Source organism: Novosphingobium sp., from assembly GCF_030699305.1.
Taxonomy (GTDB): domain Bacteria; phylum Pseudomonadota; class Alphaproteobacteria; order Sphingomonadales; family Sphingomonadaceae; genus Novosphingobium.
This window is the reverse complement of record NZ_JAUYNB010000038.1, coordinates 29342-54664: the sequence shown is the minus strand read 5'-3', so window position 1 is coordinate 54664 and position 25323 is coordinate 29342. Positions and strand designations below refer to the sequence as shown.

Sequence of the window (25323 nt, the reverse complement as noted above, 5' to 3'; positions counted from 1 at the left end):
AACGAAATGGAAAATGCGCAAGCCGATGACGTCGAACTGGAATTGGACCTTGAGCCGGAACCCGATGCTCCCGCCCCGGAGGCCGCAAGCGACCCCGCCGCCGAAGCGTTCGCTCGCCTTGAAGGCGAGCTAGCCCTGATGCGCCGCGCCGTGCAGCACCTTGCCGCAGAGCGAGCCGACATCGTCATCCCGGATTATGGCACGACGCTGACGGACATGGCCAAGCGATTGGGGGCCATCTCGCGCGGCATCACCACCATCGCCGATCACCCTGCTATGCAGTTGACGCCAGATAGCCTTGGCGCGCGCATCGAAGCCGTGGCGGAATCGGCGCGGCGATCAGACCACGACAGAATCAAGCAGGCGCGAACTGACCTGAACCATGCGGCTCAGGACATGCGTGCTGTTACCGCTCAGGCTCAAACAGCAGGCGAGCAGCGTCAGCAGCTCTTTCAGGTGACAGCTGGCTCTGTGCTCGCCGGGATATTCCTCTGGTCATTCCTTCCCGGGACCATCGCCCGCGCCATGCCGGATAGCTGGAACTGGCCGGAGCACATCGCGACCCGGATGGTTGGCGCATCCTCGTTATGGGACGCGGGCGCACGGATGATGCAGGCAGGTGATCCACAGGCGTGGAGCGCGCTACTACACGCCGCCGACATCCAGCGCGATAACCGGGAAGCCATTGAGGCTTGCAGGAAGTCCGCCTCAGCTTCCCGCCAGTCCGTCCGCTGCACGGTGAGGATTCCGGCAGAAAACAAGGCTGAGCGGTGATATACTCGCCCATCAGAGACCATGCATTATAGTCCCGCCTTGACCCCGAAAGGATCAATCCGGCCCATGCAAAATGTGGGAACTAAAGTGGGATCAGATTTTCAGGAACTCCACTTTATCGTGTAAAAACAACACGATAAAGTGGTTGACTGGTGCCCAGAAGAGGACTCGAACCTCCACGCCCTTGCGAGCGCCAGCACCTGAAGCTGGTGCGTCTACCAATTCCGCCATCTGGGCACGGTGCACCGCGCCAAAGCGCCACGGTGCGGGGTAGGAGGGCGCCTCTACCGGGGGGGGGCTGGGCTGTCAACGCTGCGATTTGCAGATTGCGAAGTTTTTGTGATTCCGGCTGCCTACCGTGCTTGCACCGCTGGATTGGCAAGTGCAAAGGGGCCGGGCAAGTTTCGCAGCACGAAGGCTTTTCGCGATGGGCAAGGCACAGGATCTGGCAGGCAAGGTGATTGCCGTGGTTGGCGGCAGCGGGTTCTTTGGCGCGCATCTGGCGCAGGAGCTGCTGGCGCGCGGGGCGCGGCTGCGGGTGGCGAGCCGCCATCCCGAACGCGCCTTCCGGATCAAGCCGCTGGGCAACCTGGGCAGCGTGCGGCTGATGCGCTGCGATATCACCCGCCCCGAATCGCTGGCCGGCGTCGTCGCCGGGGCCGATGCGGTGGTGAACCTGGTCGGCGCGTTCGCGGGCGATCTGGATGCGGTGCAGGGTTCGGGCGTCGGGGCGCTGGCCGCTGCCGCCAAAACGGCGGGCGCGGGCGCGTTCGTGCATGTTTCGGCGATTGGCGCCGATGCCGAAGGCGCGACCGCCTATGGCCGGAGCAAGGCGGCGGGTGAAGCCGCAGTGCTGGCCGCATTTCCGCAGGCGACCGTGCTGCGCCCGTCGGTCCTGTTTGGATCGGACGACAAGTTTGTGAACATGTTCGCCGCGCTGACCGCCCTGCCCGTGCTGCCGGTGTTCGCGCCGGGGGCAAAGTTGCAGCCGCTGTTCGTCGACGATGCGGCCGAAGCGGTTGGCAATGCGCTGGCCAATCCGGCGGCCCACGGCGGCAAGACCTATGAGATCGGCGGGCCGGAAGCCGTGACGATGCTGGAACTCAACCAGCGCATCGCCGCCGCTGCCGGGCGCACACCGGTGCTGGCGGAGCTGCCCGATGCGATGTCCGCCGCAATCGCCACGCTCACCGGCTGGTTGCCGGGCGCGCCGCTCAGCCGCCAGCAGTGGCTGCTGCTGAAGGCCGGAAACGTGGCATCGGGGCAATATCCGGGCATCGCCGAGCTGGGCGTGACCGCGCGCCCGCTGGGGCTGTTCCTGGATCGCTGGCTGCTGCGATATCGCAAGCACGGCCGCTTCGGCGACAAAAGCCGCGCCTGACAGCGAGCGTTACGCGTTGACGTCGGCGTAGTGGCTGGGCGGCTGGATCACTTCCATCCGTTCCGACAGCAGCGGCCGAAAGCTGGGGCGGCTCTTGAACACGGCATACCAGTCACGCGCCTGATCGTGGCCGGTCCAGTCCAGCCCGCCGAGGTAATCGGCCACTGAAATCTGCGCAGCGGCGGCGAGATCGGCCAGGCTCATCGTCGGGCCGGCCAGCCAGGGGCGGTGATCGATCAGGTGGTCGATGTAATAGAGATGCTCATGCGCCAGCTTCATCGCTTCGCGCAGCACGCGCGAATCGGGTGACTGGCGATAGATCAGCCGCTTCTTCATCCGTTCGTGCAGCATCGGCGCGGTCACATCGCCGAAGAAGTTTTCATCGAACAGCGCGACCAGCCGCCGGATTTCCGCGCGGTTGGCGGCGGTGCCGTTGATCATCGGGCTGCGATCGACGGTTTCCTCGAAATATTCGCAGATTGCGCGGCTATCGACCAGGGTCAGCCCCTTGGCCGGATCGTGCAGCACCGGCGTGCGCCCGGCGGGGTTGAGCACGAGGAAATCATCGCGCCCTTCCCACGGGTTTTCCCGCCAGAGTTCGTAAGGCACGCCTTTTTCGCTCAGCAGCAGACGAACCTTGCGGCTGAACGGGCACAGGGGGAACTGATAGAGCTGCCACATCCGGCCACCCTTGCCGTAACTGGGGTGGCTGCGTCCACCCGCATGGCCATGGCCGCTGCATCATTTCAGGTGAAAACGTTTCAGGCCTGCTGTCGTTCGGCCAGCTTTGCCTCGATCCCGTGCCACAACCGGCCCAGCGCGCGGGCGGCATCCACGTTCGGGGCGAACGCACCAAGCGGCGCGCGGCGCACTGCGGTCTGCTCGATCAGGCTGGCAAACGGCACGACCGGCCAGCCCGCCGCATCGCTGTCCTTCACCGTGCGGTGCAGCATCCGGCGGGAATTGTACATCGACAGCACCGGCAGGATCGGCGGGTGGCGATGATGCACCCGCAGCAGATCGCGCCGCATCATATCGAGCGAGCGAGCCGACAGCGGCGACGGCGGCAATGGCACGATCAGCAGGTCCGCCGCCAGAATGACCTGTTCCGACACTTCGTTGTAGCCAGCCGGACAATCCAGAATGATCCGGTCATAATCGCCGCGCAGGTAACCGGCCATGTTGGCCAGCCGCTTTGGTCCCAGCCGGGCCAGCACGGTCGGCAGGCTGCGCAGACTGATGTCACCGGGCAGCAGCGACAGGCCGGGATAGGCCGTCGGCTCGATCAGCTGGCGGGGTTTGCCATCGCGCTGGAAGATGCTGGCGGCGCGCGGGACGCGCGGTTCATCATGGCCCAGCAGGAACCCGGCCCCGCCCTGCGAATCCAGATCCCACAGCAAAGTGTTATGGCCGCCGGCGACAGCCGATCGCCACGCCAGATCAACCGCCAGTGTCGTCTTGCCGACACCCCCTTTGACACTGCACACCGCGATGATCGCCACAGCGATTCGACCCTGTTCCCACCTGAGTGACCGGGCCTACCCGCAGTCAGGGCGATTCGCCAACCGGGATGGAAGGCGGTGATCCGATCCGGGACTGCGGGCGGGTCGGATGTTAACGCGGTGGCGGCAGGCGGGCAGGGATCGTTGCATTCAGCAGCGCGACGCACGGCTGCATCGCGGCATCGACAAAGCCCCGGGCATCCGGCGCAGCGGCGCTTTCGGCCTGGATCCGGGCCACTTCGGCCTGCATCCGGGACTGCATTGCGGCGCGGTCCAGCCCTTCGGCATCCATCAGCCGCGCTCCGGTGATGACGAAGAATTCGCGCCCGCGCTCGGCCAGCGGGGGAAACCGCTGCGCATCGGCAACCCCGCGCGCCTGTTCACCCGCGACGATCCCGAACAGCGCCGAACAGCGCACCGCCGCCGAAAGCTCGGCCAGCGGGACGACAGCAGGAGCAGGGGCGGCAGAATTCGCGGGAACGGCCAGCAGCAGCAGGAGCGGGGCGGCAGGGAGCAAGGGCTTGATCATGGCCCTTCCTACCGCGCCGCACCTGAACCGCAAGCTACCGCTGGCTAGCCCGCCGCCAGCGATTTTGCGCGGGCGGCGGCAAAGGCATCGCGGCGGAACTTTTCAAACGCCACGCGCTGATCGAAACCGGGGTCCTTGGGATAGTCCTGATAGTGATCGAGGATGTAGTCGAACACTTCGCGCAGTTCATCCTGATGGTCGGGATGGCTGAAGATGTAGAGCCGGTTGGCTTCCATCGCCTCGATCACGCGGGCGCCGATCACGTCGGGTTCCATGCCGAATTCGTGGACGCCCGCCAGCCGCTCGACCGCCGTGGCGTCCACCGCCTTCATCTGGGCTTTCAGCGCATCGGGGCGGATCGCGTCGCTGGCGTAGATATAGCTTTTGACCAGGCCGGGGCAGAGCACCGACACGCCGATCCCGTATTGCAGCAGGCTGTAGCGCAGCGATTCCGACAGGCCGCGCACCGCGTATTTGGTGGTGTTGTAGATCCCCGGCGTCCCGCCCGCCAGAAACGCCGCCATCGACGCGGTGTTGACCACGTGGCCGCCGACCTGCTCGCCCGCCTTCACCCGTTCGACCATGCGCGGCACGAAAGTCTGCACGCCGTTGATCACCCCGTGCAGGTTCACCCCCAGCAGCCAGTCCCAATCGTCGTATGAGCTTTCCTCGATCGGCTGGAACAGGTTCACGCCCGCGTTGTTGACGAGGATGGAAACGGGGCCGAACGCGGCTTCCACGGCATCGGCTGCCGCCTTGAAATCATCGCGGCTGGCGACATCGAGCTGGACGCCCATAACCTCGCGGTTGTCGAGCGCGGCCAACGCCCGGTCAATGGCATCCTGCCGGATATCGGCAATCGCCACTTTCGCGCCGCGTTCCAGCAGGTTGCGGGCAATTCCAAGCCCAACGCCATTGGCGCCGCCGGTGACAAAGGCCGTGCGGCCAGCGAAGTCTTTCATCGTGTATCCTCCTGATCCCCCCTCCTCTTCAGAGGAGGGGCAGTGAGACTTGGCGGCTTGCCGCCTCGTCGCAGCGGGGTGGTGCGGGCGGGCGGACGCAGTGCTGCTGGCGCCACCACCCCCAACCCCCTCCTCTGAAGAGGAGGGGGCTTTCTCTGGGCTCAGCCCCGCGCCGCTTTCAGCGCTTTCTGGCGGGCGATTTCATCGCTGATCGCCGGGTTCCGGAACAGCATCGCGAAAGTCGCCTTGTATTCCGGGTTTTCCGGCAGATGATCCTGCACCGCCAGCGTCGTCGCCTCGCCGCGTTCGCGCACGCCGTCCAGGAATTCGTGGTGGGTAAGGATATAAAGCTCGTCGTTGAGGATGCCTTGCAACACGCGCTGGCCGACTTCTTCCTTGGTCTGGAACAGGTGGGTCAGGCTGCCGCTGGACTGGCGGCGCTTGTCGGCTTCGGCATAGCCGGTGTCGGCCAGGTCAGCCGGGCGGGTCTTGCCGGATTCGGCAATGTTCGATTGCACCGCGCCGGGGCAGAAGGCGGAGCAGATCACGCCGCGCCCTTCGAATTCTGGGCGCATGCATTCCATCATGCTGGTGACATAGGCCTTGCCGGCGGAATAGATCGTGGTCCCGCCGACCGGCACCAACGCGCTCATCGAGGCGGTGCAGACGATGTGCCCGCCCTCGCCGTGCGCCAGAATGCGGGGCAGGATGGTCACCACCCCGTTAATCGCTCCGCCGACGTTCACGCCGTTGACCCAGTCCCAGTCCGAGAAGGTGGCCAGATCGGTCGGCCCGACCAGTCCGACGCCCGCGTTGTTGACCAGCAGGTGGATCTTGCCGAACGCGGCCTCGGCCGCATCGGCGGCGGCGGCGAACTGGTCACGGTTGGTCACGTCCAGCTTCACCGCCAGCACGTTTTCACCGCCCGCCAGTTCGTCAGTCGCGGCAGCCAGATGATCGTCGCGGATGTCCGCGATCACCACCCGCATACCCGCGCCGAGCAGCGCCTTGGCAATTCCCAGTCCGATTCCGGACGCGCCGCCGGTGACAAAGGCAGTCTTGCCTTCCAGATTCTGCATGGCTCTCTCCTCGTTGCCGTTCCGTCCGGCAAATTTTCTTCTCGCCTTTTTGTATTCATTACTTACAATTTGCCAAGCCAAATCGACGGGCCCGCGAAGGTCCGCGCATGGAGAGGACAAAGCAAGCATGGCCATCGGCCCCACCGCGGCCCCTGCCGCCGACGATCCGCCGCCCGCCGCTGCCGGGGCGGAGAAGGAATGGCCGTCATCCGGCGCACGTTACTGGGCGCTGACGGTGATCGTCTTCGCCACGTTCGTGACGTTCTTCGATCAGGTGGTGTTCGGGATGCTGGCCGAACGGATCAAGGCGGACTTCGGCCTGAGCGACGCAGAGCTGGGCTTTCTGGCGGGACCGGCCAGCATCATCTGCTATTTGTTCGTGGGCATCCCGCTCGCCCGTCTGGCCGATATCTGGCCGCGCAAATACGTGCTTGCGGGCGGGGTCGCGGTGGTCGGGCTGGTCACTGCGCTGGGCGGCATCGCGCAGACCTTCGGGCAGTTCGTCGGCAGCCGGGTGTTTCTGGCGGCGGGCGGATCGGCCCATGCGCCCAGTTCCTATTCGCTGCTGGCCGATGCCTTTCCGCCCCGGATCATTACCCGTGCGTTTGCGTTGTTGCAGTTCGGGTTCATCGGCGGGACCACGCTGGGTCCGGTGATCGGCGGGATGCTGATCATGATGACCGCCAACTGGGAGCCGACCATGATCGGCCCATTGCGGATTCTGGGCTGGCAGTGGATTCTGATCTGGATCGCCGCACCGGCCTTGCTGGCCGCGCTGCTGTTCCTGACCATCCGGGAACCGCAGCGGCAGGCCCCGGTCGCCGATGTCCAGCAACCCCCCGCCGATGCGGGTCTTGGCCGCCAGATCGTGACGTTCATGGGGTTCGATGCCGCCCGCGCCATCCACGCCAACCGCAAGGTCTATTTCCCGCTGTTCGGCGCATTGGCGCTGGCCGCGACCGAAAGCTTCGGCCTGGCGTTCTGGCGCGTGCCGTTCATGATCCGCACGTTCGGCTGGAACGAGGCGGAGATCGGCGCGGCGATCGGGCTGACGATGCTGGTGGGATCGCTGGCGGGGCTGCTGCTGGGCGGCTTGCTGGTCGAATTCCTCGCCCGGCGGCACAAGGACGCGAACGTCCGCGCAGCGTTCATCTGCTTTCTGGGGACCACCGTGGCGACGCTGGCCGCGCTGCTGTCCCCCAGCGGCTGGGGATCGATGATCGCATTTGGCTTTGCCGGGATGTTCGGGCTGGCCGGGGCCGTGCCGCAGAACGCTGCGGTCCAGCGGGTCGCCCCCAATTCGATGCGCGGGCAGGTGACGGCGTTCTACCTGTTCATGTTCACCTTCTTTGGCGCGATGGGCAGCTTCGTGATCGGGCTGGTGGCGCAATATGTGGTGGGTGATCCGGCCAAGCTGCAACACGCGCTGGTGATGACTGCGGGCGTGCTGCTGCCGCTGGCATGCCTGCTGATGTTCCGGGCCATCCGCCCCTATCGCGAGGAAGTGGAGCGGCTGGAAGCGCTGGGGCGTTGACAGGTCGCCCCGCGCCACGCATTCTGTAAGCAATACATACAAAAATTGGAGAGTCGAATGTCGGAAGACCGGATTGCCGCCCTTGAGGCGAAGCTCGCCGAAATGGACCGCCGCCTGACCGTGCGCGAGGACGAACTGGACGTGAAGAAGCTCCAGTACCTCTATGGCTACCTGATCGACAAATGCATGTATAACGAGGTGGTCGACCTGTTCGCCGACGATGGCGAAGTGCGCTTCTTCGGCGGCGTGTGGAAGGGCAAGGAAGGCGTGCGGCGGCTCTATGTCGAACGGTTCCAGAAGCGCTTCACCTATGGCAACAACGGCCCGATCGACGGGTTCCTGCTGGACCACCCACAGATCCAGACGATCATCGACATCGACGCTGACGGCAAGACCGCCCGCCTGCGCGGCCGCTCCACCATGCAGGCCGGGCGCCACAAGGATTATGAAGGCGACGCACCGCACCTGAAGGCCCGCCAGTGGTGGGAAGGCGGCCTGTATGAGAACACGTACGTCAAGGGCGCGGACGGCAAGTGGCGGATCAAGTGCCTGAACTATTTCCCGCACTGGCACGCTGATTTCGAAACCGGCTGGGCGCATACCCCGGCGGAATATGTGCCCTTCCCCAAGGTGCTCTACCCCGAAGACCCCAGCGGCCCGGACGCCCTGATCGAGGATCACTGGCTGTGGCCGACCCACAAGCTGCTGCCGTTCCACATGAAGCACCCGATCACCGGGGCAGACATGGTCGCCCAGCGCTGGCAGGGCGACATCGACCGGGCCAAGGCGAAGGCGTAAGTTCCAACCCTTCACCGTCACCCCGGGCTTGACCCGGGGTCCCGCTTTCTGGCGCGGACAGTGAGGGAACCAGCGGGACCCCGGATCAAGTCCGGGGTGACGGAGTGAAATGATGGCCGACTATCCCAGTCTCCACATGATTATCGACGGCGAGCGCGTGGACGGCGGCAGCCGCCGCACCCATACCGTGGTCAATCCGGCCACGGGCGAGGCCATTGGCGAACTGCCGCTGGCCGACCCCGCCGACCTCGACCGCGCGCTGGCCGTCGCGGCCGAGGGGTTCCGCATCTGGCGCGATTCCACCCCGCAACAGCGCGCCGCCGTGCTGCAAGGCGCGGCGCGGCTGATGCTGGAACGGCAGGAGGACATCGCCCGCACCGCCACGCTGGAACAGGGCAAGCCGCTGGCCGAAAGCCGCATCGAAGTGCTGATGAACGTCGGCCTGTTCAACTTCTACGCGGGCGAAGTGCAGCGGCTCTATGGCCGCACGCTGGTCCGCCCCACCGGCATGCGCTCCACCGTCACGCACGAACCGGTTGGCCCGGTCGCCGCCTTCGCGCCGTGGAACTTCCCGATCGGCAATCCGGGGCGCAAGCTGGGCGCGCCAATTGCCGCCGGGTGTTCGGTGATCCTGAAATCGGCAGAGGAAGCCCCCGCTTCCGCGCTGGCGGTGCTGCAATGCCTGCTCGACGCGGGCCTGCCCAAGCAGGTTGCGCAGGCGGTGTTCGGCGTGCCGGATGAAGTCAGCCGCCACCTGCTCGGCTCGCCCATCATCCGCAAGCTGTCGTTCACCGGCTCGACGGTGGTGGGCAAGCATCTGGCGCGGCTGGCGACCGAGAACATGCAGCGCACCACGATGGAGCTGGGCGGACACGGCCCGGTGTTGGTGTTCGACGATGTCGATCTGGAACACGTGCTGAACACCGTGGTCGCGCACAAGTATCGCAACGCCGGGCAGGTCTGCGTCAGCCCGACCCGCTTCATCGTCCAGCAGAGCGTATATGAACGCTTCTGCGCCGGGTTCGCGCAGCGCGCGCAGGCGATCACGGTTGGCGACGGGCTGGAGGACGGCACCCAGATGGGACCGATGGCCAACCCGCGCCGACCCGAAGCGATCGACAAGCTGATCGGCGATGCCGTGCAGCGCGGCGCGAAGCTGCTCTGCGGCGGGGAACGGCCCAAATCTCTGCAAGGCTCCAATCAGGGCTATTTCTATGCCCCGTCGGTGCTGTCGGACGTGCCGCTGGATGCCGCGATCATGAACGAGGAACCGTTCGGCCCGGTCGCCATCCTCAACGCCTATGCCGATGAAGACGCGATGATCGCCGAGGCGAACCGCCTGCCCTATGGTCTGGCCGCCTATGCCTGGACCGCCGATGCCAAGCGCCAACAGCGCCTGTCGCGCGGGCTTGAAGCCGGGATGGTCGGGATCAACACCACGATGATCGGCGGCGCGGACGCCCCGTTTGGCGGGGTAAAGTGGTCCGGTCACGGCAGCGAAGACGGCCCCGAAGGCGTGCTCGCCTGCATGGTGACGAAAGCCGTCCATGAAGGCTGATCAAATCTGCTTCCTCCCCGGTACGGGGAGGGGGACCATGCAACGCATGGTGGAGGGGGCCATCGGCCAGTGGCGGTGCATGGGGCCAGCCCCCTCCACCGCCGTTGGCGGTCCCCCTCCCCGTGCCGGGGAGGAAGTATGACCCACGAACTCAAGACCGGCGGGGACCGCGGCTATCTGCGCATCGCCACCGAAGAAGCCTTCGCCACGCGCGAGCAGGTCGATGTGTTTCTGCGGATGGTGCGCGATGGCACCGCCGACAAGGGCATGGTCTCGCTCTGGGGGTTCTACGCCCAGTCGCCGTCGGAACGCGCGACGCAGATCATGGACCGGCTGCTCGATCTGGGGCCGCAGCGCATCCAGCACATGGACGAAACCGGCATCGACAAGGCGATCCTGGCGCTGACCAGCCCCGGCGTGCAGCCGATGCTCGACACCGCCGAAGCCAGGGGCATCGCGGGCCGCGCCAACGATTACCTGGCCGAACGCTGCGCCGCCTATCCTGACCGGTTCATCGGGATGACCGCCGTGGCCCCGCAGGACCCGGAATGGTCTGCCGCCGAAATCCGGCGCGGCGCGCGCGAGCTGGGCTTCAAGGGCGTGCAGATCAACAGCCACACCCAGGGGCACTATCTCGACGAAGCGCAGTTCGATCCGATCTTCCGCGCGCTCGCCGATACCGGCCAGCCGCTCTATATCCATCCCGCCACGCTGCCCGATGACATGATGGGCGGGATGATCGACGCCGGGCTGGACGGCGCGGTGTTCGGGTTTGCGGTGGAAACAAGCTATCACCTGCTGCGGCTGGTCACGACCGGGCTGTTCGACCGCTATCCCGATTTGCAGGTCATTGCCGGACACGGCTGCGAGGCGCTGCCATACTGGCTCTATCGCACCGATTACATGCACAAGGCGGGCATCCGCTCGCAGCGCTATGAACGGCTGAAACCGCTGAAGCATGACCTGTTCCACTACATGCGCCACAACTTCCTGGGCACCTGTTCGGGCCTGCCGTTCGAACCGGCGATCAAGCTGATGATCGAAGTGATGGGCGAAGACCGCGTGATGTATGCGATGGACTACCCCTACGAATACGTCGCCGATGAAGTGCGCGCGATGGACAATCTGGCCATTGCGGATGCACAGAAGCAGAAGTTCTTTCAGACCAATGCGGAGCGGTGGTTCAACCTGTGATCTTTTCCGTCCACTTTGAAACCAACCATACCCTGTCCGTTCGTGTCGAGCGAAGTCGAGACATGGCGGCGCTGACGTGTCTCGACTTCGCTCGACACGAACGGGGGGCCGGATTGGATCAAGGGTGGGAAATTGAACATGGCTGAAATCAACATCCCCACCATCATCCCCAAAGGCGCGAAATATGCGCTGGTGCTGGTTGCGCTGACCAATGCGATCAGCCTGCTCGACCGGCAGATCCTGGCGATCCTGGCCCCGGCGATCAAGCAGGACCTGAAGATCGGCGATGCGGAGATGGGGCTGCTCTACGGCACCGTGTTCGCCTTGTTCTATGCGCTGTTCTCACTCCCGCTGGGGCGGCTCGCAGATGGTTGGGTCCGGTCAAGACTGCTGGCCGTGTCCATCGCGTTCTGGTCCGCCGCGACCGCGCTGGGCGGCATGGCGAACGGCTTTGCCATGCTGGCGATTTCGCGGCTGGGCGTGGGAATTGGCGAAGCAGCGGCGCAGCCGGCGGGAACCTCGCTGATCTATGACTACTGGCCCAAGCAGCGGCGCGGGTTCGTGATGGCCGTGCTGGCGTCGGCCATCGCGCTGGGCTTGGGCGGATCGCTGGTGCTGGGCGGTGTCGCGGCGGCGGACTGGGACGCCGCCTTTGCCAGCGGCACCGCGCCGTTCGGGCTCAAGGGCTGGCAGTTCGCATTCCTCGTCGCATCCTTGCCGGGGTTCGTGCTGGCGCTGTTCATGTGGCGGCTGCGCGAACCGGAACGCGGGGTGATGGACGGCATCCAGACCCCGCCCGATCCCGCACCGTTCCGCGCGAGCTGGAATGTGCTGGCAGCGGTCACGCCGGGGTTCAACTGGCTGGCGCTGGGGCGGCGCGGGGCATCGGCGGGCTACTGGCGGTTCAACCTGATCATGCTGGTGGCGATTGTGCTGGCGATGTGGGGTCTGGTCACGCTGACCAGCGCCTGGTCGCCGCGCCCATCACTGGATTTCGGCGCGGTCAGCCTCAATCCGCACGTGTTGCAATGGAGCGTGATCGGGTTCGGCCTGTTCGTGATCGTCAACCTGATGCAGAACATGGCGGTGACCGACGCACAGGCGTTCCGCGTCATCACCCGGTCGCCCACGTTGCTGATGGTCATGGCGGTCGGCACGCTGCAATCGGTGCTGAATTACGGGATGATGAGCTTCAACCCCAGCTTCCTGATGAAATACTATGGCCTGTCGCTGAAGGATACGGCGCTGCAATTCGGCCTTGTCTCGGCGGGCATGGGGATTGTCGGGCCGCTGTTCTGGGGGCCGTTCTCGGACTGGCTGCAAAAGCGCTTTCCGGGCGTGGGCCGGGCCTATGTCGCGCTGTTCTGCATGGGGCTGTCACCGCTGATCTCGTTCTGGGTCTATCACGCCCCCGATGCGACCGGGTTCTACTGGCGGTTCGTGGCCTATTCGATCGTGCTGACCGGCTGGCTGCCGCCGCTCTATGCGATCATGTACGAACAAGTCCTGCCCCGGATGCGCGGGACCACGTCCAGCGTTTACCTGCTCGTCTCGACCATTCTGGGACTGGGCATCGGCCCCTATGTGGTGGGCGTGCTGTCTGACGCGAGCGGCAATCTGCGCAATTCGATGCTGACGATCAACGTGGTCGGGATTGCCATCATCGTGCTGATGCTGCTGGTCGCCCGCCGCGCACAGCGCGACGAGAACGCGCTGATGGAGCGCGCCGCCTGATGCCCACAGTTCGCGACGCCGCCTTTGCCGTGTTCCGCCATTTCGGCGTCGATGCGCTGTTCGGCAATCCCGGCTCGACCGAGCTGCCGATGCTCCGCGCCATGCCCGACGGGTTCGAATACGTGCTGGGGCTGAACGAGGCTGCCGTGGTGGCGATGGCCGATGGCTATGCCCAGGCCAGCGGGCGGCCCGCGCTGGTCAACCTGCACAGCGCGGCGGGCACCGGCAATGCGCTGGGCAACCTTTACACCAGTTTCCGCAACAACACGCCGCTGGTGGTCACGGCTGGCCAGCAGGCGCGCTCCATGCTGCTGATGGACCCGTTCCTGGGGGCCGAACGCGCGACCGAGTTTCCCCGGCCCTACGTCAAATGGGCGGCGGAACCGCTGCGGGGGGAGGACGTGCCCGCCGCGCTGGTCCGCGCGTTCCACATCGCGCTGACCCCGCCGATGGGGCCGGTGTTCGTGTCCGTGCCGGTCGATGACTGGGACCGGGAATGCGAAATGCCCGCACTGCCCGCACTCAGCCTGAAAACCCTGCCCGATCCCGGCGGAATCGCGCGGCTGGGCATGATGCTGGACAGCGCCAGCCGCCCCGCGCTGGTGCTGGGCACGGGTGTTGCCCGCTGCGGCGGATGGCAGGCTGCGATCGATCTGGCCGAAGCGGCGGGCGCCGACGTATGGGCTGCGCCGTTCGCCGCGCGTGAGGTGTTCCCGGAGGATCACCCGCGCTTCGCCGGGTTCCTGCCCGCGTTCCGCGATCAGATCGTCCGGCTGCTCGCGCCCTATGACGCGCTGCTCGTCGCGGGCGCGCCGGTGTTCACCTATCATGCCGAGGGCACCGGACCGTTTTGGCCCGAAGGCACCGCGCTGGGCGTGCTGACCGAAGACCCGCAGCACCTCTCGTTCCTGCCCGGTGGGTTTGGCGTGCTGGGCGATGTCGGCGCGGGGCTGAACGGCATCACCGGCTGGATCAATCCCCGCCCCGCCCTGCCTCCCTGCCCGCGCGCGCCCACGCCGGTGCCGGGGATGACTACGCCCTATGTCCTCAGCCGGATCGCTGCGTTGCGCCCCGCCGATGCCATGTTGGTCGAGGAAGCGCCCACCGCGCGCGGACCGATGCACGATCACTTGCCGATCACGGCTGAGGCCGGGTTCTTCACCTGCGCCAGCGGCGGGCTGGGCTATGGCCTGCCCGCAGCCGTCGGCGTGGCGCGCGGCAGCGAAGGGCGCAAAGTCATCGCGCTGCTGGGCGATGGCTCGGCGATGTACACCATCCAGGGCCTGTGGAGCGCGGCAGAGCAAGGCGCGAACGTCAGCTTCCTGATCCTCAACAACGGGCGCTATGCCGCGCTGGATCACTTCGCCAAGGTGTTCGCCATGAACCAGATGCCCGGCACCGACATTCGCGGGCTGGATTTCGTGTCGCTGGCAGGCGGCATGGGCGTGGCCGCGCGGCGGGTTGAGGCTGTGGCCGATCTGGACGCCGCGCTGGAATGGAGTCTGTCCGCAACCGGGCCGACGCTGGTGGAACTGCTGGTGGAGTAATCAGGTTATCCGCCAGACCCACAGCTTGATGCCCGTAGCATACCGCGCGCCGGAGCAGACGAAGATCGAGCGGTTCATCCAGTCATACTTGCCGATGGGCGCGATGAATTCGGGCACGGTGCGGAAATAGTATTCCGCCGGATCGACCTCTTCCCCTGCGGCAAGCCGCTGCATCACCTCGGGCGGGCCGTGGCGCAGGCCCTTGTTGCGGATCTGGATGATCACGCCGTCATCGGTCTGCAGGGCATAGATCGCGTCCGCCACTGTCACGCCATCGGGCCGGGTCAGCTGCCAGTCGGCGGCGTTGCCCATCAGCTGGCCCTTGATCAGCGGGCCTTCGACCCGCCCGCCCGAAAAGATCGGGATGATCCGGCGCGTGCCATCGGTGGTGTCACCGATGGGCACCGGCGCGCCCAGATCACCCGACGCTTCATAGACGAATTCAAGCCCCGGCTTGATCATGCCGCCAGGCCAATCGCATCCGCCGGGGCGAAATTGCCGTGCAGGCCAAACCGCAGGCGGATCGGCACCTGGATCGTCGCGATCGGGCCTTTGGCAATATCGAGCGCATCGAACAGCAACAGATCGCTGCGGTGTTCTTCCAGCCGGTTGCAGACCTGCACGATCCAGCCATCGCCTTCCGGCGCGTCGGCGCTGCGCGGGATGAAGCAGGGTTCCTGCAAGGATGAGACCGGGCCGCACCACCAGTGCTGTTCCGCGCCGGTCTGGTGATCGATCAGGCACAGGCAGTTCATCAGCAGTCCGCCCGCGCTGCCGCCCTTCAGTTCGACCGGGCGCCTGTAATCCATCTCCAGCATCCAGCCGTAGCGGTATGGCAGGCCGGTGAACCGGTCATCGATCCGGGGGAATTCACCCGCCGTCTCGGTCAGCTTGGTGACGCTTTCGAAATCGTCCGAATTGCTCGCCAGATCGACGGTCCAGCGGGTCAGATAGCTCATCGCTTCCATTCCGTTGAACGGCGCGTCGTGAACGTCCGGGAAGAACGGGAACATGTTGTTCTTCGCCTCCGGAATGTCGAAGTGGATCTTCGTGCCCTCCTGCCAGGCGTTCATCACGTGGCTGGCGAAGCAGTTGTCGCGCTTGAACCAGCGGATGTCATCCGCCGTCACGGCATCGCGGCGCGGGATCACGCCCAGATAGACCGGCATGGTCGTGTCAAAGCCAAAGTGCGGCTTGCCCTGCTCCAGCCGTTCCCAGCTGCCGATCGAGGGTACGATGTGGACGATCAGGTAATCCTCGGTCACCCCGAAATCGTGCATCATGCAGTAATAGGGCACCTTGAACCACACCTCGCGGAGCAGTTCACCGCTGGGGGCGATCTCCATGTATGTGACGTCGTCGGTGCACAGCCCGCTGGCGGCATAACCGATGGCGATCATGTTGCCGGTCTTCGGATCGATCTTGGGGTGCGCGGTAAAGGTTTCGCCGGTCATCTTGCCGCCGAACTTTTCAAACCCGAACGTTTCCATCGTCGCCGGGTCCATCACCAGCGCCGGGCTGTCCTCCTTCATCGCCCACAGCCGCCCGCCGAAGATGAAGGCGTTGGTGTTGGCGGTGGAGCGGATCTGGCCCTTCACGCTGTCATCATCGGTCAGCGGGTTGCGATAGGCGCCGAACAGCGCCTTGCCCGCCTCATGCTCCAGCTTCCACTTGTCGGTCTTGGCCCAGCGCTGGCGGAAATCGCACTGGCCAGCGTGGAAATGGAACCGCGTGATCATCCCGTCGCCATTGAAGCTGATGTCATCGCCCAGCCGGGGGGGGAATTGCGGATCGGGCTGAACCCGGTAGAAGGCTCCGTTCAGTTCACGGGGGATTTCCCCGGTGTGGACCAGGTCGGCGATGTCTGCTTCAATCCGCGAAGGCGTGTTGAAGCCGGTGAAGCTGGGGGTATCCGGGAAATGAGCCATTGCATCCTCGCTTTTGACAGGATTGTATGCAATGCTAACAAATAGGCAAGCGATATGCGGGTAAGGGATGATGATTTGGATGCGGTGACGCCAATCGAGCACGACGATGGCGACATCGGTGAGATCAAGGATATTGTCGGCTTCCACATCCGGTTGGCCCACGGTGCGTGCTATCGCCATTTCACCGAAACCTTTACCGAGCTGGAGCTGACGCAAAAGCAGGTGTCGGTAATGTGGCTGGTGGCCGATCATCCCGGCATTTCGCAGATCGACCTGGGCCAGCGCCTGCGGATGGACCGCGCGACCACGATGACGATCATCAATCGGTTGCAGGCCCGCCATTATCTCCGCCGCGAAAAATCGCCGACCGATGGCCGCAAGCAGGCGCTCTACCAGACCGCCGAGGGTGAGGCCGTGCTGGCCGAAGCCAAGCTGGCCATCCGCGAGCATGAAAACTGGGTCAAAAGCCGGTTCACCGAAGCGGAAGTAAAAACGCTGGTGGAACTGCTGGCGCGGATTCACGAATAACGACCGACGGGCGAATACCAATCGGCACAGAGAGTTTTGGGGAAGCAGGCATGACCAACGATCCACGCGCCTTGATCGACCACACCGTGATGACCTCCCGGCAATGGATCGCGGTAACGCTGATGATTGCGCTCAATGCGCTGGACGGGTTCGACGTGCTGTCGATTGCCTTCGCAGCCCCCGGCATTGCCAAGGAATGGGGCATCGGTCGTGATGCGCTGGGCGTGGTGCTGGCGATGGAACTGGTCGGCATGGGCTTTGGCTCGATCCTGCTGGGCGGGGCAGCGGACCGGTTTGGCCGCCGGGTAACCATCCTGGGCTGTCTGACGGTGATGAGCGCGGGCATGTATCTGGCCACGACGGCGGGTAACCTGACCGAACTGGGGATCTGGCGCTTCATCACCGGCCTTGGCATCGGCGGAATGCTGGCCGCGATCAACGCGGTGACGGCGGAACTGTCCAGCCTGAAAGGGCGCAGCACCGCCATGTCGCTGATGGTGATCGGCTATCCGCTGGGTGCGACCATCGGCGGGATCATTGCGGGGATGCTGCTGAAAAGCGGCGACTGGCGGCTGGTGTTCGAATTTGGCGCGATCGCAACCCTGGCGTTCATCCCGCTGGTGTGGATGCTGGTGCCCGAAACGCCCGATTACTATCTGACCCGGCGGCCTGCCGATGCGCTGGCGCGGATCAACAAATCGCTCGCCACCTTGCGCCTGCCAGCCGTGGACAGCCTGCCCCCGGTCGCGCCGCAAGCCGAAAAGCCCAGCGTGTTCGACATCCTGAAGCCCGGCCTGCTGCGCACCACCATGCTGCTGACGCTGGGCTATTCGTTCCACGCGGTCACGTTCTATTACATCCTCAAATGGTCGCCCAAGATCGTGGCCGACTTTGGCTATTCGCAGCCCGAAGCGGCGAGCGTGCTGGTCTGGGCCAACATCGGCGGAGCAACCGGCGGCGCGCTGTTCGGGTTCCTGATGCACCGGTTCGGGATCAAGGCGCCGACGATCGTCATGCTGCTGCTGGGTTCAGCGGCGGTCGCGGTATTCGGGCTGGGCAGCGACACGCTGGAAGGCTGGCGACTGGCCGTATTCTGCACCGGTTTTGCCACCAATGCGGCGATTGTGGGTTTCTATTCCGCCTTTGCCAAAGGCTTCCCGGCCCACGTCCGCGCGACCGGCACCGGCTTTGCCATCGGCGCGGGCCGGATCGGCGCAGCGGGCTCTCCGATCCTGACCGGCGTGCTGTTTCAACAGGGCGGGATGAGCCTGCTGGGCGTGTCGATCATCATGGCGACAGGCTCGGTGCTGGCGGCGCTGATGCTGGGCCTGCTCAAGTTCCGGAACGATTGACGCAGCGCTGACCTGCGTTAGAAGTTGCGCATCGAAACCGAAACCTGAAGGAGGATGCACCGTGTATTCACACAATATGGTGGGCAGCAATGATATTGCCCGCTCGAAGACGTTCTATGACGCGCTGTTCACCGCCGTGGGCGGCAACCCGGCCATTCAGGACGACAAGGGCCGCCTGATCTATATGCACAACGACGGGCTGTTCCTGGTAACCCCGCCGATTGACGGCGAACCGGCGACGTCGGGCAACGGCTGCACGATCGGTTTTGCCATGACCGGCCCGGAACAGGCCGACGCCTGGCACGCGGCCGGCGTCGCTGCGGGCGGCACGGCGATCGAAGATCCGCCGGGCGTGCGCGCAGGCGGTTTCGGCAGCCTGTATCTGGCCTATCTGCGTGATCCTGACGGGAACAAGCTCTGCGCGCTGCACCGGATGTAACGCTCGAATATCGGCCCGACGGCACCCGGCGCGCGGTTTCGCGCAGCTGGGTGCCGGAGGTTCCGGTCGCGCTGGAATTCAACGGCCTGGCCTATGCGGTGATGATGGCCACACCGCAGGATCTGGAAGATTTCGCCATCGGCTTTGCCATGGCCGAAGCGCTGATCAGCCGCGCCGCCGATTGCACCGACATTGCGATTGCCGAAGTCGACGCAGGCTGGATCGTCCGCGCCACACTGGCCGGTCTGGGCATCGACAAGCTGACCGAACGGGTCCGCACGCGTGTCGCCGAATCAAGCTGCGGGCTGTGCGGGATCGAAAACCTTGCGGCGATCAATGTCGCCCTGCCGCCAGTCGCCGCGCATGACCGGATCGACCCGGCGGCGATCTTCCGCGCGCTCGGCAGCTTGCGCGATTTCCAGCCGCTGACCCGCGCGACCGGGGCCGCCCATGCCGCCGCGCTGGTCAGCCCGGATGGCGCAATCGGTTGCGTGCGCGAAGATGTGGGGCGGCACAGCGCGTTCGACAAACTGGTCGGCGCCTGCGCGCGCAGCGGCCAGCCACTCTCCCCCGGCTTCGTGCTGTCGACCGCGCGGTGCAGCTATGAAATCGTCGAAAAGGCGGTGCGCGGGGGCGTGACCACGCTGGTCTGCGTATCCCTGCCGACCTCCATGGCGGCCGAACGCGCGCGTGCGGCTGGCCTCAGCCTGTGGGCGCTGGCCCGCGCTGACAGCGTGCTGCTGGTGAACGACGGATCAGCGTGACAGCAGGAACACCGCGTGTTCGGCCCGCCAGTTGGCCGCCGCATCGCTGATCCCGTGATCGCCGGACAGGAACCACGAACCTTCCACCGTCAGCCCCTTGGCCGATACCAGTTCGCGGAAATCGCGCACGGTCACGTGGTGGATGTTGGGCGTTTCATACCACGCCACCGGCAGCAGTCGCGTCACCGGCATCCGGCCATGCCACAGCAGGCTGGCCCGCACCCGCCAGTGCGCAAAGTTGGGAAAGCTGACGAACGCCTTGCGCCCGACCCGCAGCAGTTCATCCAGCACCAGATCGGGCCGCTTGGTGGTTTGCAGCGTCTGGCTGAGGATTGCGTAATCGAACCCGCCATCGGTGTAGAATTCCAGATCGACGTCGGCATCGCCCTGAATCACCGAAAGCCCGCGCGCGACGCATTCGGCCACGTTGTGCGAATCCAGTTCCATCCCGCGCGCATCGACCGCGCGGGCATCGCGCAGCGCCGCCATCAGCGCGCCGTCGCCGCAGCCGATATCCAGCACCCGGCTGCCGGGAACGATATTGGCGGCGATCACCGCCAGATCAGGGCGCAAACCGTTCATTGCCCCAGGAACCCGCCAATCACGCGGTCCAGCGCGGGCACGTCCAGCAGGAAGCTGTCATGCCCGAACGGCGCGGACAGTTCGACAAAGCTGACCGGCGCACCGGCTGCGTTCAGCGCATGGGCAATCGTGCGGCTTTCCGCCGTGGGATAGAGCCAGTCGGTATCGAAGCTGACCAGACAGAACCGCGCGCTGCTGCCCGCGAACGCAGCGGCCAATCGTCCACCATGTTCCTCAGCCAGATCGAAATAATCCATCGCGCGGGTGATGTAGAGATAGCTGTTGGCATCGAACCGGTCGGTAAAGCTGAGGCCCTGATGGCGCAGATAGCTTTCGATCTGGAAATCGGCATCGAACCCGAACGTCTTGGCGGTGCGGTTCTGCAACCGCCGCCCGAACTTTTCGTGCATCCCTTCTTCGGACAGATAGGTGATGTGCGCCGCCATCCGCGCCACCGCCAGACCCGCCTCCGGCCCTTTGCCGGTGCGATAATAATCGCCGCCCTGCCATTTTGGATCGGCCATGATCGCCTGCCGCCCAACTTCGTGAAACGCGATGTTCTGGGCCGAATGGCGCGCGGTGGAGGCGATCACCAGCACCGCGCGGCTGCGTTGCGGCCAGTTCGCCGCAAGGCTGAGCGCCTGCATCCCACCCATCGATCCGCCAACCACCGCGTGCAGCGTGACAATGCCCAGCGCATCGAGCAGCGCGACATGGCCGCGCACCATGTCTCGGATGGTAATCACCGGAAAGCGCATCGCATAAGGCTGCCCGTCCGCCGCCGCGCTGGCCGGGCCGGTGCTGCCCATGCAACTGCCCAGCACGTTGGCACAGATCACGAAGAACCGGTCAGTGTCGATCGGCTTGCCCGGTCCGACCATCCGCAGCCACCAGCCCGGTTTCCCGGTAATCGGGTGCGGGCTGGCCACGTGCTGATCGCCGGTCAGCGCATGGCAGATCAGGATCGCGTTGGATTTGTCGGCGTTGAGTTCGCCGTAGGTTTCATAGGAAATCCGCACGCCAGCAAGGCTCTGCCCGCCATCAAGGGGCAGCGGATGGGCCAGTTCAAGCACGTGGCTGGAAGTCAGGATCGCGGCAGTCGCCATAATCGCCGACTTGGGGGACGCCAAGCGGGCTGTCAATCGGGCTGAAGACTGCTAAAGGCGCGCCATCATGGCTGAAGCACCCACTCCGAAGCCCTGGATCGAAGCGATCCATGCCTATGTCCCCGGCAAGAGCACCGGCGCGGACGGTCGTCCGCTGATCAAGCTCTCTGCCAACGAGAACCCGCTGGGGTGCAGCGCGCACGCGCTGGCCGCCCGCGCGGCCGCACCGGAGCGCTATCCCGATCCGGACAGCACCGCGCTGCGCACCGCCATCGCCGCCGTGCATGGGCTGGACCCGGCGCGGGTGGTGATGGGCACCGGCTCGGACGAATTGCTCAACCTGGCCGCGCAGGGCTATGCGGGCGTGGGCGATGAGGTGCTGTTCTCGCGCTTCAGCTTCTCGGTCTACGACATTGCCGCGCGGCGCTGCGGGGCGGTTCCGGTGGTCGCCCCCGATGCCGATTTCGGCGCCGATGTCGATGCACTGCTGGCGCTGGTGAGCGAGCGGACCCGCGTGGTGTTCATCGCCAATCCCAACAACCCCACCGGCAGTTTCCTGCCCAAGGGGGATATCGCCCGGCTCCACGCCGCGCTGCCCGCCGATGTCCTGCTGGTGGTCGATCAGGCCTATGCCGAATATCTGGCCGCGGCGGATGATGACGGCGCGCTGGCGCTGGCCGAGGCGCATGGCAACGTGCTGGTAACGCGCACGTTTTCCAAGATTTACGGGCTGGCGGGCGAGCGGATCGGCTGGGCCACCGGCGCGCCGGACCTGATCGCGACCCTCAACCGGATCCGCGGACCGTTCAACGTGTCCAACACCGGGCAGGCGATGGCGCTGGCGGCGGTGGCCGATCAGGCCTTCGTCACCCACGCGCGCGACCACAACCGGGCAGAGCGCGCGCGCTTTGTCGCGGCGCTCGAAGCCCTCGGCAACCACGGCCTGCGCCCGCTGCCGAGCGAGGCAAACTTTGTGCTGATCCTGTTCGGCGGCGCGCTGAGCGCGGAAACCGCCTACAACGGGCTGGCCGAGCGCGGCTATATCGTGCGCTGGCTGCCGGGTCAGGGCCTCGGTCAGGCGCTGCGCATCACCATCGGCACCGCGCCGCAGATGGACGAAATCGCCGCCGCGCTGCGCGAAATGGCGGAGACCGCGAAGTGAGTTTCCGCAGCGTCGCGATCATCGGCCTTGGCCTGCTGGGCGGCTCGACCGGGCTGGCGGTGCAGGCCTTCCTGCCCGATGTGCAGACCACCGGCTGGGACGCCGACCCCGCCACCCGCGCCCGCGCCGCGACGCGCGGGCTGGTCCACACCGTGTGCGAAACGGCTGAGGACGCAGTGCGCGATGCCGATCTGGTGATCCTGTGCGTGCCCGTAGGCGCGATGGGCGAAGCCGCCGCCGCGATTGCCCCGGCGCTGCGCGGCGACGTGGTGGTCAGCGATGTCGGATCGTCCAAGCAGTTCGTCGCCAGGGCGCTGGCCGAAGCGCTGCCCGGCGTCGCTGTGATCCCCGCACACCCGGTCGCCGGGACGGAACGGTCCGGGCCGGACGCGGGCTTTGCCAACCTGTTCCAGCAGCGCTGGTGCATCATCACCCCCCCCGCCGACGCCGACACGCGCCAAGTCGCCGCGCTCAGCCGGTTCTGGGAAGCACTGGGCGCCAAGGTCGAACTGATGGACGCGCAGCACCACGATCTGGTGCTGGCCGTGACCAGCCACCTGCCGCACCTGATCGCCTATACGATCGTCGGCACCGCCGATGATCTGGAAGGCGTGACCCAAAGCGAAGTCATCAAGTATTCCGCCGGGGGCTTCCGCGACTTTACCCGGATTGCCGCATCCGACCCGACGATGTGGCGCGATGTGTTCCTGTCGAACAAGGACGCCGTGCTGGAAATGCTCCAGCGCTTCACCGAAGACCTGACCGCACTGCAACGCTCGATCCGGGTGGGCGACGGGCAGGCATTGTTCGACCAGTTTGCCCGGACCCGCGACATTCGCCGCTCGATCATCGAGGAAGGGCAGGACGACGCCCGGCCCGACTTTGGCCGCAGCGATCACGGACGCGATTAGGACAGCAGGAACACGCCCGCGACGATCCACATCACCGCTGTCGAAAGCCAGCCACCGAAGGCGAGCGCGCGGGAGATCACCAGTTTGCCCATGACCTTGCGGTTCTGCGCGATCAGCATCGTCACCACCATCAGCGGCGGGGCGAGCAACCCGTTGACCACCGCAGCCCAGTAGAGCGCCTTCATCGGGTCGATCCCGATGAAGTTCAGCGCCACCCCGCCCGCCGTAGCGAAAGCGATCACCCCGTAAAATGCCTTGGCCTCGCGTGGTTTGCGGTCCAGTCCCTCGGCCCAGCCGAACGTCTCGCTGACTGCATAGGCCGCGCTGCCCGCCAGGATCGGGACAGCCAGCAGCCCGGTGCCGATGATCCCGATGGCGAACAGCGCGAACGCCAGATCCCCTGCGATCGGGCGCAGCGCCTCGGCCGCCTGCGCCGCGCTGGTGATGTCGCGCACGCCGTTCGCGTGAAGCGTGGCGGCCGTGGCCACGATGATGAACAACGCGACGAGGTGCGAAATCCCCATGCCCACCAGCGTATCCGTCCGGATCCGCTTCAATTCCGCCACCGCCTTGCTGCGCGGGGAAACGTGCAACGGCTTGATATGGCGGCGATGCTGCTCCTCAACTTCCTGCCCGGCCTGCCAGAAAAACAGGTAGGGGCTGATCGTGGTGCCGAACACCGCAACCAGCGCCATGGCGTGTTCGCGGTCGAACGTGAAGCTGGGCATCACCAGCGCGCGCAGCGCCTCACCCACCGGCACATCGGCCACAAAGACGACGCCAACATAAGCAAACAGTGAGAGCGTTGCCCATTTCAGGATGCTGGCATAGCGGTTATAGCTGACGAACACTTCCAGCAGCACGCTGACCACCCCGAAGGCAGCGGTATAGCCCAGCACCGGCCCCGGCAGCAGTAGCGCCAGCGCCGCCCCCATTGCGCCCAGATCGGCCCCCAGATTGATGACATTGGCAATCAGCAGCAACACGACCACCACCCGCAGCACCGCAAGCGGATAATGCTGGCGCAGGTTCCGGGCGATCCCCTTGCCCGTGGTCGCGCCGATCCGCGCGCAGATCGCCTGGATCGAGGCGAGTAGCGGAAAGCCGAAGAACATGGTCCATGCCATGCCATAACCGAACTGCGCACCGACCTGGCTGTAGGTTCCGATCCCGCTGGGATCATCATCCGCCGCACCCGTGACCAGCCCCGGCCCCAGCACTTCGAATGCCGAGCGCGGCTGTTCCGGCTGGGTCATGCCGGAACTGGCGGGTCTGATGGATTGAGTGCGTTGATCGCATCCTGCACGCGCGCCTCGATCTCGGCGCGCGGCAGACCGGCCGGGATCGGATCGGAAAAGCGGAACGTGATCGTCCCGGCCCGTTTCCAGCGGCGATGATACAGCGGCCCGGAATCGATCGCGCAGGCCACCACCGGCAGGCCCAGCAGCTTGTAGAGTCCGGCAAACCCCGATTGCAATTCGGCGCGCTGGCCGTGCGGAATGCGGGTTCCTTCCGGGAAGATCAGCAGCGGACGGCCATCGGCGCTATACTTTTTCGCCGCCGTCAGCATCGCGCGCAGGGCCTTCGCCCCGTGTTCCCGCTCAACCCCGACCAGCCCATAGCGATCCGCTGCAAATCCCCACATCGGGATCCGCATCAGTTCCGCCTTGGCGAACACCGACGGACGTTCGAACATCGCGGGCAGGTCGATCGCTTCGTAAAAGCTTTCATGCTTCAACGCGACCAGCACCTGGCCCGATGGAATCGTCCCCTCGATCCGTTGCTGAATCCCCAGCAACACCCGCGCGCACCAGCGGTGCCAGCGCGCCCAGTCTTCCACCACGCGGCGGAACGTGTTGCGCGATCCCAGCATGATCAGCGCGGCCGATCCGGCCACGTGATAGATGCTGCCCAGATAGAACACGAAATAGAACAGCAGGCTGCGCACGACGGCCATCA

25 protein-coding genes and 1 tRNA gene are annotated in these 25323 nt (G+C 65.6%); 14 read left to right on the top strand and 12 right to left on the bottom strand.

Annotated elements, in window-relative coordinates; genetic code table 11:
- The first annotated feature begins 6 nt into the window (after window positions 1-6).
- On the top strand, window positions 7-774 hold the full coding sequence (locus Q8Q53_RS14975) for a DUF6118 family protein (RefSeq protein ID WP_305702588.1): 768 nt from the start codon (window positions 7-9) through the stop codon (window positions 772-774).
- Between the two features lie 150 nt (window positions 775-924).
- On the opposite strand, the gene Q8Q53_RS14970 is transcribed toward Q8Q53_RS14975, so the two are convergent.
- Window positions 925-1011 (bottom strand) — tRNA-Leu (locus tag Q8Q53_RS14970).
- A 190-nt stretch (window positions 1012-1201) separates the two neighbouring features.
- Between Q8Q53_RS14970 and Q8Q53_RS14965 the strand changes: the two genes are divergently transcribed.
- Window positions 1202-2155 (top strand): complex I NDUFA9 subunit family protein, encoded by a 954-nt coding sequence (locus Q8Q53_RS14965; RefSeq protein ID WP_305702587.1) that lies wholly within the window; start codon window positions 1202-1204, stop codon window positions 2153-2155.
- A 9-nt stretch (window positions 2156-2164) separates the two neighbouring features.
- Here Q8Q53_RS14965 and Q8Q53_RS14960 read toward each other — a convergent pair whose 3' ends face one another.
- The 5 genes from Q8Q53_RS14960 to Q8Q53_RS14940 all read right to left on the bottom strand — a co-directional run bounded on the left by Q8Q53_RS14960 (window position 2165) and on the right by Q8Q53_RS14940 (window position 6227).
- Window positions 2165-2836, bottom strand: coding sequence for a glutathione S-transferase family protein (locus tag Q8Q53_RS14960; protein WP_305702586.1), 672 nt, complete (start codon window positions 2834-2836; stop codon window positions 2165-2167).
- A gap of 80 nt (window positions 2837-2916) precedes the next feature.
- On the bottom strand, window positions 2917-3657 hold the full coding sequence (locus tag Q8Q53_RS14955; protein ID WP_305702585.1) for a ParA family protein: 741 nt from the start codon (window positions 3655-3657) through the stop codon (window positions 2917-2919).
- 112 nt (window positions 3658-3769) lie between these two features.
- Window positions 3770-4186 (bottom strand): hypothetical protein, encoded by a 417-nt coding sequence (locus Q8Q53_RS14950; protein ID WP_305702584.1) that lies wholly within the window; start codon window positions 4184-4186, stop codon window positions 3770-3772.
- A 44-nt stretch (window positions 4187-4230) separates the two neighbouring features.
- A complete protein-coding gene (locus Q8Q53_RS14945) occupies window positions 4231-5148 on the bottom strand; it encodes an SDR family NAD(P)-dependent oxidoreductase (protein ID WP_305702583.1) in 918 nt (305 codons plus the stop codon).
- A 161-nt stretch (window positions 5149-5309) separates the two neighbouring features.
- On the bottom strand, window positions 5310-6227 hold the full coding sequence (locus tag Q8Q53_RS14940; RefSeq protein ID WP_305702582.1) for an SDR family NAD(P)-dependent oxidoreductase: 918 nt from the start codon (window positions 6225-6227) through the stop codon (window positions 5310-5312).
- 127 nt (window positions 6228-6354) lie between these two features.
- Between Q8Q53_RS14940 and Q8Q53_RS14935 the strand changes: the two genes are divergently transcribed.
- The 6 genes from Q8Q53_RS14935 to mdlC all read left to right on the top strand — a co-directional run bounded on the left by Q8Q53_RS14935 (window position 6355) and on the right by mdlC (window position 14592).
- Window positions 6355-7761, top strand: a complete 1407-nt coding sequence (locus tag Q8Q53_RS14935) for an MFS transporter (RefSeq protein ID WP_305702581.1) — start codon at window positions 6355-6357, stop codon at window positions 7759-7761.
- 57 nt (window positions 7762-7818) lie between these two features.
- Complete coding sequence (locus Q8Q53_RS14930; RefSeq protein ID WP_305702580.1) at window positions 7819-8559, top strand: nuclear transport factor 2 family protein; 741 nt, start codon at window positions 7819-7821, stop codon at window positions 8557-8559.
- Window positions 8560-8671: 112 nt separating this feature from the next.
- Window positions 8672-10117 carry an NAD-dependent succinate-semialdehyde dehydrogenase gene (locus Q8Q53_RS14925; protein ID WP_305702579.1) on the top strand — a complete coding sequence of 482 codons (1446 nt, stop codon included), beginning with the start codon at window positions 8672-8674 and terminating at the stop codon, window positions 10115-10117.
- Window positions 10118-10255: 138 nt separating this feature from the next.
- Entirely contained in the window at window positions 10256-11311 is a 1056-nt protein-coding gene (locus Q8Q53_RS14920) for an amidohydrolase family protein (RefSeq protein ID WP_305702578.1), read from the top strand.
- Window positions 11312-11449: 138 nt separating this feature from the next.
- Complete coding sequence (locus Q8Q53_RS14915; protein WP_305702577.1) at window positions 11450-13045, top strand: MFS transporter; 1596 nt, start codon at window positions 11450-11452, stop codon at window positions 13043-13045.
- Complete coding sequence (mdlC, locus tag Q8Q53_RS14910) at window positions 13045-14592, top strand: benzoylformate decarboxylase (protein WP_305702576.1); 1548 nt, start codon at window positions 13045-13047, stop codon at window positions 14590-14592. Before Q8Q53_RS14915 ends, mdlC begins: the two co-directional genes overlap by 1 nt.
- Here mdlC and Q8Q53_RS14905 read toward each other — a convergent pair whose 3' ends face one another.
- Window positions 14593-15054 (bottom strand): DUF3237 domain-containing protein, encoded by a 462-nt coding sequence (locus Q8Q53_RS14905; protein WP_305702575.1) that lies wholly within the window; start codon window positions 15052-15054, stop codon window positions 14593-14595.
- Entirely contained in the window at window positions 15051-16520 is a 1470-nt protein-coding gene (locus tag Q8Q53_RS14900) for a carotenoid oxygenase family protein (protein WP_305702574.1), read from the bottom strand. Before Q8Q53_RS14900 ends, Q8Q53_RS14905 begins: the two co-directional genes overlap by 4 nt.
- Window positions 16521-16604: 84 nt before the next feature.
- On the opposite strand from Q8Q53_RS14900, the gene Q8Q53_RS14895 reads away from it, so the two are divergent.
- The 4 genes from Q8Q53_RS14895 (at window position 16605) to fdhD (ending at window position 19603) form a co-directional block, all read left to right on the top strand.
- A complete protein-coding gene (locus Q8Q53_RS14895) occupies window positions 16605-17048 on the top strand; it encodes a MarR family winged helix-turn-helix transcriptional regulator (protein WP_305702788.1) in 444 nt (147 codons plus the stop codon).
- 50 nt (window positions 17049-17098) lie between these two features.
- Window positions 17099-18400, top strand: a complete 1302-nt coding sequence (locus Q8Q53_RS14890; RefSeq protein ID WP_305702573.1) for an MFS transporter — start codon at window positions 17099-17101, stop codon at window positions 18398-18400.
- A gap of 61 nt (window positions 18401-18461) precedes the next feature.
- Window positions 18462-18839 (top strand): VOC family protein, encoded by a 378-nt coding sequence (locus Q8Q53_RS14885; RefSeq protein ID WP_305702572.1) that lies wholly within the window; start codon window positions 18462-18464, stop codon window positions 18837-18839.
- Between the two features lie 50 nt (window positions 18840-18889).
- Window positions 18890-19603 (top strand): formate dehydrogenase accessory sulfurtransferase FdhD, encoded by a 714-nt coding sequence (fdhD, locus tag Q8Q53_RS14880; RefSeq protein ID WP_305702571.1) that lies wholly within the window; start codon window positions 18890-18892, stop codon window positions 19601-19603.
- On the opposite strand, the gene metW is transcribed toward fdhD, so the two are convergent.
- Window positions 19595-20185, bottom strand: a complete 591-nt coding sequence (metW, locus tag Q8Q53_RS14875) for a methionine biosynthesis protein MetW (RefSeq protein WP_305702570.1) — start codon at window positions 20183-20185, stop codon at window positions 19595-19597. The genes fdhD and metW overlap by 9 nt on opposite strands.
- Window positions 20182-21291, bottom strand: coding sequence for a homoserine O-acetyltransferase (locus Q8Q53_RS14870; RefSeq protein WP_305702569.1), 1110 nt, complete (start codon window positions 21289-21291; stop codon window positions 20182-20184). The genes metW and Q8Q53_RS14870 overlap by 4 nt, the downstream gene beginning before the upstream one ends.
- 67 nt (window positions 21292-21358) lie before the next feature.
- Here Q8Q53_RS14870 and hisC point away from each other — a divergent pair, with 67 nt between their 5' ends.
- Window positions 21359-22453 (top strand): histidinol-phosphate transaminase, encoded by a 1095-nt coding sequence (gene hisC, locus Q8Q53_RS14865; protein ID WP_305702568.1) that lies wholly within the window; start codon window positions 21359-21361, stop codon window positions 22451-22453.
- A complete protein-coding gene (locus tag Q8Q53_RS14860; RefSeq protein WP_305702567.1) occupies window positions 22450-23364 on the top strand; it encodes a prephenate/arogenate dehydrogenase family protein in 915 nt (304 codons plus the stop codon). The genes hisC and Q8Q53_RS14860 overlap by 4 nt, the downstream gene beginning before the upstream one ends.
- Here the strand turns inward: Q8Q53_RS14860 and Q8Q53_RS14855 are convergent.
- Together Q8Q53_RS14855 and Q8Q53_RS14850 are read right to left on the bottom strand one after the other, a co-directional pair.
- Window positions 23361-24620: an NRAMP family divalent metal transporter gene (locus Q8Q53_RS14855; RefSeq protein WP_305702566.1), complete on the bottom strand. Its 1260-nt coding sequence runs from the start codon at window positions 24618-24620 to the stop codon at window positions 23361-23363. The genes Q8Q53_RS14860 and Q8Q53_RS14855 overlap by 4 nt on opposite strands.
- Entirely contained in the window at window positions 24617-25321 is a 705-nt protein-coding gene (locus tag Q8Q53_RS14850; protein WP_305702565.1) for a 1-acyl-sn-glycerol-3-phosphate acyltransferase, read from the bottom strand. The genes Q8Q53_RS14855 and Q8Q53_RS14850 overlap by 4 nt, the downstream gene beginning before the upstream one ends.
- Window positions 25322-25323: the final 2 nt, after the last annotated feature.

What these genes read in the sequence shown, in the direction of transcription:
- Q8Q53_RS14975 (WP_305702588.1), top strand. Translation starts at nt 7, where the DNA reads ATGGAAAATGCGCAAGCCGATGACGTCGAACTGGAATTGGACCTTGAG.
- Q8Q53_RS14965 (WP_305702587.1), top strand. Translation starts at nt 1,202, where the DNA reads ATGGGCAAGGCACAGGATCTGGCAGGCAAGGTGATTGCCGTGGTTGGC.
- Q8Q53_RS14960 (WP_305702586.1), bottom strand. Translation starts at nt 2,836, where the DNA reads ATGTGGCAGCTCTATCAGTTCCCCCTGTGCCCGTTCAGCCGCAAGGTT.
- Q8Q53_RS14950 (WP_305702584.1), bottom strand. Translation starts at nt 4,186, where the DNA reads ATGATCAAGCCCTTGCTCCCTGCCGCCCCGCTCCTGCTGCTGCTGGCC.
- Q8Q53_RS14945 (WP_305702583.1), bottom strand. Translation starts at nt 5,148, where the DNA reads ATGAAAGACTTCGCTGGCCGCACGGCCTTTGTCACCGGCGGCGCCAAT.
- Q8Q53_RS14940 (WP_305702582.1), bottom strand. Translation starts at nt 6,227, where the DNA reads ATGCAGAATCTGGAAGGCAAGACTGCCTTTGTCACCGGCGGCGCGTCC.
- Q8Q53_RS14935 (WP_305702581.1), top strand. Translation starts at nt 6,355, where the DNA reads ATGGCCATCGGCCCCACCGCGGCCCCTGCCGCCGACGATCCGCCGCCC.
- Q8Q53_RS14930 (WP_305702580.1), top strand. Translation starts at nt 7,819, where the DNA reads ATGTCGGAAGACCGGATTGCCGCCCTTGAGGCGAAGCTCGCCGAAATG.
- Q8Q53_RS14925 (WP_305702579.1), top strand. Translation starts at nt 8,672, where the DNA reads ATGGCCGACTATCCCAGTCTCCACATGATTATCGACGGCGAGCGCGTG.
- Q8Q53_RS14920 (WP_305702578.1), top strand. Translation starts at nt 10,256, where the DNA reads ATGACCCACGAACTCAAGACCGGCGGGGACCGCGGCTATCTGCGCATC.
- Q8Q53_RS14915 (WP_305702577.1), top strand. Translation starts at nt 11,450, where the DNA reads ATGGCTGAAATCAACATCCCCACCATCATCCCCAAAGGCGCGAAATAT.
- mdlC (WP_305702576.1), top strand. Translation starts at nt 13,045, where the DNA reads ATGCCCACAGTTCGCGACGCCGCCTTTGCCGTGTTCCGCCATTTCGGC.
- Q8Q53_RS14905 (WP_305702575.1), bottom strand. Translation starts at nt 15,054, where the DNA reads ATGATCAAGCCGGGGCTTGAATTCGTCTATGAAGCGTCGGGTGATCTG.
- Q8Q53_RS14900 (WP_305702574.1), bottom strand. Translation starts at nt 16,520, where the DNA reads ATGGCTCATTTCCCGGATACCCCCAGCTTCACCGGCTTCAACACGCCT.
- Q8Q53_RS14890 (WP_305702573.1), top strand. Translation starts at nt 17,099, where the DNA reads ATGACCAACGATCCACGCGCCTTGATCGACCACACCGTGATGACCTCC.
- metW (WP_305702570.1), bottom strand. Translation starts at nt 20,185, where the DNA reads ATGAACGGTTTGCGCCCTGATCTGGCGGTGATCGCCGCCAATATCGTT.
- Q8Q53_RS14870 (WP_305702569.1), bottom strand. Translation starts at nt 21,291, where the DNA reads ATGGCGACTGCCGCGATCCTGACTTCCAGCCACGTGCTTGAACTGGCC.
- hisC (WP_305702568.1), top strand. Translation starts at nt 21,359, where the DNA reads ATGGCTGAAGCACCCACTCCGAAGCCCTGGATCGAAGCGATCCATGCC.
- Q8Q53_RS14855 (WP_305702566.1), bottom strand. Translation starts at nt 24,620, where the DNA reads ATGACCCAGCCGGAACAGCCGCGCTCGGCATTCGAAGTGCTGGGGCCG.
- Q8Q53_RS14850 (WP_305702565.1), bottom strand. Translation starts at nt 25,321, where the DNA reads ATGGCCGTCGTGCGCAGCCTGCTGTTCTATTTCGTGTTCTATCTGGGC.